Genomic DNA, 12292 nt, shown 5'->3' on the forward strand with positions numbered 1-12292 from the left:
CATATGAGGACATATATCCCTTGGTGATTGACCATTTTTTGCAAAAATTGATTTAATTTTGGGTTGTTGTACGAAAATATGGGGATGGATGCAACATGTACAGCACTACTTTATCGACAGAGAGGAAAATGAATAATGAACGTTTATGACAAAGCACACGATTTGGCAGCTGCACTTAAAGACAGCGAAGAAGTGAAGGAAATCTCACAAGCGATGAAGCTTGTTGCTGCAGATCCGGATTCTCAGCGCATGCTTGACGAATTTCGCGTTCGTCAGAATGAACTCCAGCAGCGGATGATGACAGGCGACATGCCTTCACAAGAAGAAATGGAGACGATGGAAAAATCCTTCGAGGTATTAAGCCTGAATCTGAATATTCGCAGACTGTTTGAAGCAGAACGTCGCCTTAGCGTGATTATTGAAGATGTCAACAAAATCATCATGGAAAGTCTGCAGCATTTGTACGGTGGAGAGCTGAAATAATTACTTCTATACTCTTTCTCTAATTGAACTCACATGAATCAATTTCCAGCTAAAGGTATTATGAAATTGATTCACATAATCTCATTTTTTCGTTCATAGAATAGATATATAGATTCTAAGGAGATATGAGGAGCTGAATGAAATGAGAGGAAAGAGAATGAATTTTGTGAAGTGGAAGCACACGCTATATATGCTCGTTGCGGGTGGCATGCTGGTGTTTGCATTACCAAAGCTTTCATTTACAGGTTGGAGCGCAGGCTTTAGCATAGCCTGGTTGTTTTTTACACTGCTTGTCATCGGTGCAAACCTGCACTTTATATTGGGGGTTGACGAAGAGAAGAAGCAGGCGCTTGACCGTGTTCGCAAAGCCAAGCTGCGTCAGTGGGAGCTTAGATGGACTGACAATGCGGAGCAGGGCAACAAAGTTAAAATTGTACCAGCGCAGGCCAAAGAGCATTCACAGTGATGCTAATAAGGGTTGTCTCTACAGTGTTCCTGCTGTTATGGAGACAACCCTTTTTTATTTGCTGATGCACCTCGAGTTATTACGGGCTCTATTTTTAACAGACCTAAGGTGAGTTATCTCTCTCTTTAATGCTATAATCGGATGTAACTATACTCTTGATAAACGCAGCCAAGGTTAATATAAAATTGATTTTAATGTAGTATATTTGATTAAACTAATCTTAAAATGTTTTTTCGTCCGAGGGGTGTCTAAGTTTGGAAGGATATGAAGAAGAAACCGTAACAAAGCATGTGCAGCTTCTGCAATACATAGAGCAGTTAAAGATCGGCTCAAAGATATCGGTTCGAGGCCTTGCCAGAGAAATGGGAGTGAGTGAAGGGACGGCCTACCGTGCTGTTAAAGAAGCGGAGAACGCAGGGCTTGTCGTAACCAAAGAACGGATCGGTACGGTACGTGTGGAGAAAAGGCTGCGCGGAGCCTCTGAGCAGCTGACTTTCGGGGATGTCGTAGAGATTGTTGGCGGACATGTTCTGGGCGGTAATGAAGGGCTTGGTAAACCTTTGTATAAATATGTCATTGGGGCTATGAAAGAAGAAGCCATGGCAAAGTACATCGATGCGGGCAGCCTGCTCATCGTCGGGAATAGAGATAATGCGCACAGTCTTGCGTTAAATCAAGGTGCAGGGGTGCTTATCACCGGCGGCTTCGGTACAGATTCAGAAGTGATGAGTCTTGCTGACAAGCTGAGTTTACCCATTATCTCTTCTAAGCACGACACATTTACAGTGGCGTCGATGATCAACAGAGCGATCTTTGACCGGTTGATCAAGAAGAAGATTATGCTGGTTGAAGATATTGTCGGCGGAAAGCCCAAAACCTACTATTTGAAATTGAGCAGTACGGTGGCAGATTTCAGTCGTCTGGTACTTGAAACGGGGGAGCTGCGCTTTCCGGTAATTGATGAATGGAATCGGGTCATCGGGATTATTAGCCGCAAGGATGTCGTAGACCTGGATGAACACCAAAGTATTGATAAAAGCGTTGTGCGCAAGCCTGTCACGGCAACACTCAAGACCTCACTCGCATCTGCTGCCCAGATCATGGCCTGGGAAGGTATTGATTATTTACCGATCGTTGACCGGAACCGTAAGCTGATTACTTCAGTCAAGCGTACAGAAGTTTTGAATGCAATGCGGGACACCCAGAAGCAGCCTCAGCTTGGAGAAACCTTTGATCACTTGATATGGAATGGGTTTGTTGAAGAGAGAGGAGAGCAGGGAGAGATCAAGTACAACGGCGTGATCATTCCTCAGATGGCGACAGATTTAGGCACCATTTCTGAAGGGGTCCTCATTCATTTAATGACACAGGCCGGACATCGGATTGCACGTGAGGTTACCGGGAATGACCATATGCTGGAGAATATTTCTACCTATTTTGTGAGACCTCTTCAAATTGAAGATAAAGTAACGATATCTCCAAGCGTAATGGAGCTCAGCAGACGCAATTGCAAGCTGGATATTGATTTGATTCGAGATGGTCAGCTGATATGCAAAGCGATTATGACGCTGCAATCCATCGATCTGTCTTAGATCCCTGATCTTAAGAAAAGTCTCCTATATAGGAGACTTTTCGTTCTTCATCTGAGAGTAATGAATGCGATTGCGAATACCTGCAAACAGATTAAAGGCACCCAGCACAAGGAACATTCCCTCAACAATGACGGCAACCGTAGAACCGCTGAACATAAACATCTGTATAAGGGCCAGAACAATCAGCATGATTCCCATCCATATGTTTGTCATTGCCTGGTAGAGGCCTCTCTTCAGAAAATCACTGGCTCTGCGCCCACGAATACTTGTGAAGCCTGCACAGATGGTAGAGAGGATAAACAGGGCAAACAGCAAATAACGAACGACATCCAGCATAGGAAGAAGGACAACTCCTTTATGTTACATAAATATGGAATTCTCACTTATTGTAACATGATTAGATCATTCTGGTGCAGGTGAAATATCAACCCATACCTGAAGAACGCCTTCCATTACAAGCACAGTAGTAATCTTGACGGAGTAAGAGTGTCCTCTGACGTTATATGTTTTCTTGTTCAGCATAATGCGCGTCATTTTGCTGTATTCATCAATGTTATAAACATCTCTTCCCCGGAGCACCTCAAGCTCATCACTAAGCAGCTGAATGATTTCTTTGACATATACGGAATCTGGAGCCTTATCGGACTCCTCGGCACGGATATTGATTTCCTTGATCACCGTCTGTCTTTTGCTATATTTCTTCAAGGAATTAATAGTCTCAATATATTGCTCTTCCTGAATCTTGAGATCTTTATTCTCAAGCCACAATTTATTGTAACTGGCATGAAAAATCGCGTTGTAGACGATGCTCCCCACAATCATTCCGAGAACGAATACGCCAGAGAGCTGTATGAAGGGCCGGAAGCGACGATACTCGGGTACACGCATAGGCTGACATCCTCCTTACTTAATTCCGGATGGTACACACCCATTTAACCAGCTCAGTTCCCATATGTGCTCCGAGAAAAGCGAATATGAGGTAGAGGATCTGCTTGATGGCAGGTGACAGATTTCCATCGAGCATATTGCTTTCAATGACTCGCATCGGGTCAATCGTACCCCCTACAGCTGCAGCTAGAGCCCAGATCTTTATGCGGCCGGCAACATCCAGCATCGTTTGTGTAGGCGGCTGCATGGATATTACGGCTCCAATGCCGCCGAGCATGGATCCACCTAGAACGATGCCGAAGGCGATAAAGAAATCGAGAATTACTTTTGACATGAAACTCATTATTCGCTACACACCTTTCTTAAATAGCACTTAAGCAAGCTGTTCTTCTAATTGGTATCTACAGAGTCTGCCGGCTTGTACTCTATTCTATGGGCGGAGCCTTGCCTGATATGATAAAATAGTAAAGATAAAATGCGTAAAGTTGATTTAAGAATTACAGTGTAGAGAGGAAGAATTGAATCATGAGTTCATTTGTGCATCTGCATGTTCACAGTGAATACAGCCTGCTAGATGGTGCGGCGCGGATTGCAGAGCTCGTGGACACAGCAGCAGGATACGGGATGGAGGCTCTGGCGCTGACGGATCACGGGGTAATGTATGGAGCCATCCCTTTTTATAAAGCATGTGCAGCTAGAGGAATTAAGCCGATTATTGGCTGTGAAGTGTATATTACAGCGGGTTCAAGGCATGAGCGGGGCAGCCGCAAGGATCAGCCGATCTATCATCTGATATTGCTGGCGCAGAACATGACAGGCTATCAAAATCTGATGAGGCTGTGCTCAATCGGCCATTTAGAGGGCTTTCACTATAAGCCGCGCATCGATATGGAGAGCCTGGCGAAGTATAACGAAGGATTAATATGCCTGAGCGCTTGCCTCGGGGGAGAAATTCCACAGCATCTTCTAATGGGACGATATGAGGAAGCCAAAAGTGCAGCCATGAGGCATAAACAGATATTTGGTGACCGTTACTATCTTGAGCTTCAAGACCATGGGCTGGCAGAACAGAAGCGAGTGAATCCTCAGCTAATGGAGCTTGCCAAAGAACTGTCCATACCCCTAGTAGCAACGAATGATGTGCACTATATATCACAAGAGGATGCCGAAGTACAGGATGTCCTTATATGCATTGGTACGGGGAAAACGGTGGAAGATGAGGAACGGCTTCGCATTCCCTCAAGCCAGCTATATTTGAAGAACGGTGACGAGATGGCTCGTCTTTTTCCTCATGTGAGAGAGGCGGTAGAGAATACGCGTAAAATTGCCGACAGTATCCAGCTTGATCTGGAATTTGGGCATTCCATTCTGCCAGCGTACCGGCCGATTCCGGAGCATTTGACACCTGGACAGTATTTGCGTGAGCTCTGCCTTAAGGGGCTGGAGGAACGCTACAAGGCTATGGATAGCTGGCATCAGGAAGAACAGAAATCGGAGCTGTATAAACGGCTGGATTACGAGCTGTCTGTCATTGATAAGATGGGCTTCTCTGATTATTTTCTCATCGTATGGGACTTTATTGCCTATGCCCATAGAGAGGGAATAGCAACCGGTCCGGGGCGGGGCTCCTCAGCAGGAAGTCTCGTTGCGTACGTGCTGAATATTACGAATGTGGATCCGATCAAATACAAGCTTCTGTTTGAACGGTTTCTCAATCCTGAGCGAGTGACCATGCCAGATATTGATATTGATTTCAGTGATGAACGCCGGGAAGAGGTTATTGAATATGTAGCGTCAAAATACGGTCGCGAGCATGTTGCACAGATTATTACTTTCGGTACGCTTGCTGCGCGTGCAGCAGTTCGAGATGTAGGAAGAGTGCTTAATATTCCGTATGGAGAAGTCGATAAAGCTGCCAAGCTCATTCCCGGACAAGTCGGGATGAATATTACAAAAGCTCTGGAGATGAGCGATGAGCTTAGATTATTGCATGATACAAAAGCAAAAACAAAAGAGCTGCTCGCGATGGCCAAAAAAGTCGAGGGGATGCCCAGGCATGCTTCAACTCATGCGGCGGGTGTGGTTATATCCAAAGACCCGCTGACAGATGTAGTGCCGCTCCAGGAGGGCAGTGAAGGCACCGCGCTTACTCAGTATTCCATGGAGAATCTTGAAGCCATTGGACTGCTCAAGATGGATTTCCTCGGTTTAAGGACGCTCTCCATCATTGAACGCTGTATGAGATGGATTCAGGATCAGCAGAAACAAGTTCCTGATTTCAAATCGGTACCTGATGATGATCCTTTAACCTATGAAATGCTCGGTTCCGGAGATACGACAGGTATATTCCAGCTGGAGTCAGCAGGAATCAGAAGAGTGCTGAAGGATTTGAAGCCGTCCGTGTTCGAAGATATTATCTCTGTAGTTGCTTTATATCGTCCGGGTCCTATGGATTTCATTCCTAAGTATATCCAGGGGAAGCATGGGGAGATCAAGGTAGAGTACCCACATGCTGATCTTGCTCCCATACTGGAGGACACGTACGGTATCATCGTGTATCAGGAGCAGATTATGCAGATTGCTTCTCAAATGGCGGGCTTTTCTCTTGGAGAAGCCGATTTGCTGCGCAGGGCGGTATCCAAGAAGAAGAGGGAAGTGCTTGATAAAGAGAGAGAGCATTTTGTAAAGGGGAGCCTAAATCAGGGTTATAGCAGCGAGGATGCTGAAGCTGTATACGATATGATTGTAAGGTTCGCCAATTACGGTTTTCCTCGGGCTCATGCTGCTGCGTATGGGGTTCTAGCCTTTCAGACAGCGTATCTGAAGACACATTATCCTGTCGAATTTATGGCTTCGATGCTGACAGCGGTCATGGGAAATCATCGAAAAGTGGCGGAGTATGTTGTTGAATGCAGACGAATGAATATTCCTGTGCTGCCTCCCGATGTGAATGAGAGCAGTGTACTGTTTACTCCGGGCGGTGGTGAGACTGGCATTCGATTTGGTCTGGCTGCAATTAAAAATGTAGGTACACAGGCCGTAGACAGCATTATTGCGGAGCGGACTAAGGGACCTTTCGAGAGCCTGCTCGATTTCTGCAGAAGAGTAGACTTAAGGGTGTGTAACAAGCGGGTCATCGAGTCTCTTATTCAGGCTGGGGCATTTGATACGCTTCCTGGTCACCGTGCACAGCTGTTCGCCATGCTCGATGAAGTGGTAGAAGCGGCTACGAAATGGCGCAAAGAGAGAGAGGATCTGCAGATCCAGCTGTTTGATTTTGTGGAGACGCCGAATTGGGAAATCGAATATCCTGATATTCCTAAGTATACAATTACACAGCAGCTGGAATTAGAGCGTGAACTGCTTGGATTATACTTATCCGGACACCCGCTTGATGATTTCACGGAAATTTTGGAGGAGCTCGAAGCGGACAAGCTTATGGAGCTTCACGATGCGGAGGATCATGCGCAGATTGTTACAGCTGGAATGGTGGTTTCTGTAAAGTCGATTACAACGAAGCAAGGCAAAGCGATGGCCTTCATGGAACTGGAGGATCAGATTGAACGAACCGAAGTTGTATTGTTTCCGGAAGTATGGAGAAGAAGCCAGAATTGGGCTGCAAAAGGTCAACTGGTTGCTCTCCGGGCTAAAGTTCAGCTTCAGGATGAGGGCTTCAAGCTGCTTGCTGATGAGGTGGATGAGCTTACTTTAGATCATTTGCAGCGAATGATGTATCAGCGCAGCAAAGGGAGCGGAGGTAAGGAGCGGAGCGGTTCGGGAGAGGCTTCACAATCTGGATCCAGCAGAGATAGTCGTTCTCCTTCAAGTCCATCAAGCAACAGCTTGGTGCAAAATAAGTCAGAGAGACTGCCCTCTGAACCGGATAAGAGGCCTGCCAGAACGGAGCAGCGAGTATTCATCAAGATCAAACCTGACATAGAGAAGTCGGGTATGCTAACCAAGCTTAAAGTCTTGCTACAGGAACATCCGGGAGATGTAGCTACGATCCTTTTTTATGAAGAAACTAGGGCATATCGGGCATTAAGTGACAGCTATCGAATCAAACCGTCTCCTGAATTGATCCACCGCATGGAACAAATGCTTGGGGAAGATACGGTTATCGTGAAATAATGAACACAATTTATATGGCATCCTGTATATACATGAGCACATTTTACGAACTATTTTTGAAACTATCGCATACACTTAGGAACACCATATAAGTACCGATTGTAGCGATGAAATGGTGCAGTCGAAGGTATAATGGCGGGCTTTGAAGTCTTGAAGCGAATACCTAAGTTAATGTGGAATTCCTAGTTTCAAAGGATGGGGGAATCAAACGGATGTCATATGAAATTGCGGAAGCGATGCTGAAACGCAGAGGTGTAAGCGTTGAATCCATCGCCAAAATAGTCTATGATCTTCAAAAAAAGTTTCATCCGGAGTTAAAGGAAGAAGAGTGTATCACAAGCGTACGGGCTGTTCTTGCCAAGCGGGAGGTACAGTATACGCTATATACGGGTGTGGCACTCGATGAGCTGGCGGAACAAAATCTGCTGCCTCAGCCACTTCAGGCTTTGATGGAAGCGGATGAGCCGCTGTATGGTGTGGACGAGACTCTTGCACTTGGAATTACCAGTGTATATGGTATGATAGGGCTTACAAGCTTTGGATATTTAGACAAGGAGAAGACCGGAATCATTAAGTCCCTGAATGACAAAACTGCCGGGATTCATGTATTTCTAGATGACCTGGTAGCGGGAGTTGCAGCGGCTGCATCGGCCAGAATTGCACATCAGAATACGAATGCGAAGATTTATCCACTGTAACAAGAAGGTTTATATTCTACTAATATGGAGATAACGAATGTTACAGTAAGATGTAATGAAGGAATATTATGGTTATAATCGTCCCATGCCTTCCTTTCCTTCCTTGCGGAAAAAAAGTCAGTTATGTTATCATTAATCCATTATACGGGCTTTGAACATGAGGCTTAGGGGGCGTACAGCATGTGGACGGTGATATATATTGCACCGACGGCAAAGATTGCTGACAGAATTACAACTCGGCTTGCGGATGAAGGATTTTTGGTACAAGCCCGTCCCATCAGCTTATCCAAGCAACAGTACGAAATTCTTGTACCGTCCGGAGAATTGGAAGAGGTTCAGGAGGTATTGAATTCCATTCTGCATTCATAATACTGAAGGCGGTGGAATTCTATTCATTATTTTTAGGACCTGCTTCTAATTGGACAAGGGCTACGGATGCAAAGGTGAAGCGACTCCCCACATGTGTCATTCTTCTCTTTTTTTGCTTATAGGGCACATTTTATAGCTGCTCATGTTAACTTTATTTATGCGATGTCGATCATACGAATTGACTGCATGGGCCACAAATTTACGGCTGAAGAGGTGTAGTTGTGTTCAAAGATATTTTCCAGAAAAAACGGAAGTACGCGACCATTCCTTCAGATCGTGCACAGCGCACAGATAATCCTGAAGGTGAAGAGCGACCGCGTCGTGAGATTCCAGAGGGACTCATGAATAAGTGCAGCAAATGCGGTACGATACAATACAGCAAGGAACTTGAAAAGAATTTGAAAGTTTGTCCGTCATGCGGTTATCATATGCGTTTGAACGCAAGAGAGCGTATTGAGATGACGCTTGATGAAGGATTCGTCGAGTATGACAAGGATATGGTGTCTGTGGATCCCCTGGATTTTCCAGGATACAGATCAAAGCTGGAGCAGCAAACGATGAAATCAGGCCTGAAGGATGCCGTTGTTACAGGCGAAGGTACAATTGATGGTCATCCTGTGGTCGTTGCTGTCATGAGCTTTGATTTCTTTACAGGCAGCATGGGTTCGGTTGTTGGAGAGAAGATTACGCGTGCCATAGAGAAGGCAACCGAGAAGAAGATTCCAATTCTTATTTTTTCTACGTCAGGCGGAGCCCGTATGCAGGAGAGCATCCTGAGTCTGATGCAAATGGCGAAGACGAGCAGTGCTCTGTCAAGACATGATGAACAAGGTGGATTGTTCATATCTGTTATAACCGATCCGACGACAGGCGGCGTTTCCGCCAGCTTTGCTATGCTCGGAGATATTAATATTGCGGAACCGGGAGCGATTTTTGGGTTTGCGGGCCGAATTGTTATTGAACAAACGATTCGCCAGAAGCTTCCTGAGGACTTTCAGACGGCTGAATTCAATTTGCAGCATGGACAGCTGGACATGGTCGTAAACCGTAAGGAATTACGGAACACGCTGGCTAAACTGCTGGACATGCACAGCGCGAAAGGAGAGGTCTAAATTGGCGGGAGAGTTGCCATATGAAGCGCCTCTTATTGAGATGCGCAAAAAAATTGAAGAGCTTCAGCAATTCGGTATCGAAAAAGGCATTGATTTTGCTGAAGAAGTGGCTCGTCTGGAAGAGCGGTATACTAAATTGGAAGAGGAGATCTATTCATCGATTACGGCTCCTCAGAAAATGCATCTGGCAAGACATCAGCAACGTCCAACTTCGCTGGACCTGATATCGCTCATATTTACGGACTTTATGGAGCTTCATGGAGATCGTCAGTTTGGTGATGATCTGGCCGTGGTTGGAGGACTTGCCAAGCTTAACGGACGTCCTGTTACGATCATCGGGCAGCAGCGAGGCAAAGATACGAAAGATAATATTGCTCGTTTTTTTGGGAGCCCGCACCCGGAAGGGTTTCGTAAAGCGCTCCGTTTAATGCATCAGGCCAACAAGTTTGGCAGGCCTATTATTACTTTCATAGATACAAAAGGTGCATATCCGGGCAAAACTGCGGAGGAACGTGGTCAGTCCGAAGCTATTGCCCGTAATCTCCTTGAAATGGCCAAGCTCTCCGTGCCTGTGCTATGCGTCATCATTGGAGAAGGAGGAAGCGGCGGTGCTCTTGCGATGGCGGTCGGCAATCGGGTGTTAATGCTTGAGCATGCGATTTACTCTGTTATATCTCCGAATGGCGCAGCTTCGATTCTGTGGAAGGATGCCTCCAAAGCGGATCAGGCTGCTGAAGCGATGAAAATTACAGCACAGGATCTAAAAGAGATGGAAGTCATCGAGGAGATTGTTCCCGAACCGCGTGGCGGTTCTCATCGGGATTACGAGGCGACAGCAGCATCGATTAAGGAAGCTCTTGAGAAACACCTTAGCGAGCTGCTGCAGATGGATGGAGAGGCCCTTCGTCAGGATCGCTATGAGAAATTCCGTAAAATAGGTAAATTCCAAGAAAATACAGCTAAGGAAACTGTGCTCGAAGATTCTTCGTTAATAAAAGATTAAATATGACAAAATTCCTATACAAAAGGCGAATTTTGTAGTAGATTTAATTGTTGGAAAAGATATATAAAGAGAGATTTTGAAAACGGAGGAAACTAGAAAAATGCGCAAAACTAAAATTGTATGTACTATTGGTCCTTCCAGTGAGTCGTTGGAAAACACAAAAAAATTGATTATGGCGGGTATGAACGTAGCACGCTTGAACTTCTCCCATGGTGACTTTGAGGAGCATGGCGGACGTATCAAAACCATTCGTACAGCTTGTGACGAGTTGAATAAGTCAGTTGCTATTCTGCTGGATACGAAAGGTCCCGAAATCCGTACAGGCAAACTCGAGGTTGAGCCTATCGAACTGGTTCAAGATGAGTGCATTACCCTGACAACGGAAGAGATCCTTGGCAATAAAGACCGTTTGTCTATCACATACAAAGACTTGCCAAGTGATGTATCCCCAGGATCAACGATTTTGATTGACGATGGTCTGATCGGACTTACGGTTGAGCAAGTAAACGAAACGGATATTAAATGCCGTATCGTAAACGGCGGCACCATCAAGAGCAAGAAAGGTGTTAACGTTCCTGGTGTTGCAATCTCTCTCCCTGGTATTACCGAAAAAGACGCTAACGATATCATTTTTGGAATCGAACAAGGCATCGATTTTATTGCGGCTTCCTTCGTTCGTAAAGCAAGTGACGTATTAGAAATTCGTGAACTGCTTGACAAACACAACGCAGGGCACATTCAAATTATTTCTAAAATCGAAAACCAAGAAGGCGTAGATAACTTGGATGAGATCCTGGAAGTATCTGACGGCCTGATGGTTGCACGCGGTGACCTTGGTGTTGAAATTCCAGCAGAAGATGTACCGGTTGTACAAAAACGAATGATCGAAAAATGTAATATTGCCGGCAAGCCGGTTATTACAGCGACTCAAATGCTGGATTCTATGCAGCGCAACCCGCGTCCTACACGTGCGGAAGCAAGTGACGTTGCGAATGCCATTTTCGATGGAACTGATGCAATTATGCTGTCCGGAGAAACAGCTGCAGGTAAATACCCTGTAGAATCTGTACTGACAATGGCTCGTATCGCTGAAAAAGCAGAGTCTGCACTAAACTACCGTGAACTTTACAAGAAACAGCGGATTGCTCAAGAAACAACGGTAACTGAAGCAATCAGTCAATCCGTTGCAATCAGCGCATTTGAACTGCATGCAAAAGCAATTCTTACTTCTACGGAATCCGGATATACAGCTCGAATGGTTTCCAAATATCGTCCAGAAGCTCCGATCGTTGCTGTAACGAACGAAGACCGTACAATGCGTAGACTCGCATTGACTTGGGGCGTAACACCTGTCAAAGGCGTACCATGTGAAACGACTGACGGACTGTTTGAAAACGCAGTAGTTGGCGGCAAAAAATCAGGTATCGTACAAGATGGAGATCTGGTAGTTATCACAGCGGGTGTTCCTCTTGGACGCTCGGGATCTACGAACCTTATCAAAATCGATAACATTCACTAAGGTTTCCTGAAGAATTAAGCATATAGATTTG

Annotated in this window: 12 protein-coding genes; 9 read left to right on the forward strand and 3 right to left on the reverse strand. The window is 45.5% G+C overall.

Going from position 1 to position 12292, the window contains the following annotated elements:
- Nucleotides 1-135 precede the first annotated feature (135 nt).
- The 3 genes from BM415_RS03320 to BM415_RS03330 all read left to right on the forward strand — a co-directional run bounded on the left by BM415_RS03320 (nt 136) and on the right by BM415_RS03330 (nt 2541).
- A complete protein-coding gene (locus BM415_RS03320; protein WP_047909936.1) occupies nt 136-483 on the forward strand; it encodes a YlbF/YmcA family competence regulator in 348 nt (115 codons plus the stop codon).
- 142 nt (nt 484-625) lie between these two features.
- Nucleotides 626-949: a hypothetical protein gene (locus tag BM415_RS03325; protein WP_091154569.1), complete on the forward strand. Its 324-nt coding sequence runs from the start codon at nt 626-628 to the stop codon at nt 947-949.
- Nucleotides 950-1203: 254 nt separating this feature from the next.
- A complete protein-coding gene (locus BM415_RS03330) occupies nt 1204-2541 on the forward strand; it encodes a DRTGG domain-containing protein (RefSeq protein WP_091154572.1) in 1338 nt (445 codons plus the stop codon).
- A gap of 24 nt (nt 2542-2565) precedes the next feature.
- Here the strand turns inward: BM415_RS03330 and BM415_RS03335 are convergent, their stop codons facing one another.
- The 3 genes from BM415_RS03335 to BM415_RS03345 all read right to left on the reverse strand — a co-directional run bounded on the left by BM415_RS03335 (nt 2566) and on the right by BM415_RS03345 (nt 3775).
- Nucleotides 2566-2877 (reverse strand): YtpI family protein, encoded by a 312-nt coding sequence (locus BM415_RS03335; protein ID WP_091154574.1) that lies wholly within the window; start codon nt 2875-2877, stop codon nt 2566-2568.
- A 66-nt stretch (nt 2878-2943) separates the two neighbouring features.
- Nucleotides 2944-3429 (reverse strand): sporulation membrane protein YtrI, encoded by a 486-nt coding sequence (locus BM415_RS03340; protein ID WP_091154576.1) that lies wholly within the window; start codon nt 3427-3429, stop codon nt 2944-2946.
- A 19-nt stretch (nt 3430-3448) separates the two neighbouring features.
- Nucleotides 3449-3775, reverse strand: coding sequence for a YtrH family sporulation protein (locus tag BM415_RS03345; RefSeq protein ID WP_091154578.1), 327 nt, complete (start codon nt 3773-3775; stop codon nt 3449-3451).
- A 179-nt stretch (nt 3776-3954) separates the two neighbouring features.
- Here BM415_RS03345 and BM415_RS03350 point away from each other — a divergent pair, with 179 nt between their 5' ends.
- From BM415_RS03350 to pyk, 6 genes are all read left to right on the forward strand, one after another.
- Complete coding sequence (locus BM415_RS03350) at nt 3955-7560, forward strand: DNA polymerase III subunit alpha (protein WP_091154581.1); 3606 nt, start codon at nt 3955-3957, stop codon at nt 7558-7560.
- A 212-nt stretch (nt 7561-7772) separates the two neighbouring features.
- Nucleotides 7773-8258 (forward strand): phosphatidylglycerophosphatase A family protein, encoded by a 486-nt coding sequence (locus tag BM415_RS03355; RefSeq protein ID WP_091154583.1) that lies wholly within the window; start codon nt 7773-7775, stop codon nt 8256-8258.
- A gap of 180 nt (nt 8259-8438) precedes the next feature.
- Nucleotides 8439-8627, forward strand: coding sequence for a glutamate decarboxylase (locus BM415_RS03360; protein WP_091154585.1), 189 nt, complete (start codon nt 8439-8441; stop codon nt 8625-8627).
- Between the two features lie 221 nt (nt 8628-8848).
- Nucleotides 8849-9739, forward strand: coding sequence for an acetyl-CoA carboxylase, carboxyltransferase subunit beta (gene accD / locus BM415_RS03365; protein ID WP_091154588.1), 891 nt, complete (start codon nt 8849-8851; stop codon nt 9737-9739).
- 1 nt (nt 9740) lies between these two features.
- Nucleotides 9741-10742: an acetyl-CoA carboxylase carboxyltransferase subunit alpha gene (locus BM415_RS03370; RefSeq protein ID WP_091154589.1), complete on the forward strand. Its 1002-nt coding sequence runs from the start codon at nt 9741-9743 to the stop codon at nt 10740-10742.
- A gap of 100 nt (nt 10743-10842) precedes the next feature.
- Entirely contained in the window at nt 10843-12261 is a 1419-nt protein-coding gene (gene pyk, locus BM415_RS03375; RefSeq protein ID WP_091154592.1) for a pyruvate kinase, read from the forward strand.
- The last annotated feature ends 31 nt before the right edge of the window (nt 12262-12292 follow it).

Origin of the sequence: Paenibacillus sp. 453mf (assembly GCF_900116105.1) — a bacterium.
GTDB lineage: Bacteria > Bacillota > Bacilli > Paenibacillales > Paenibacillaceae > Paenibacillus > Paenibacillus provencensis.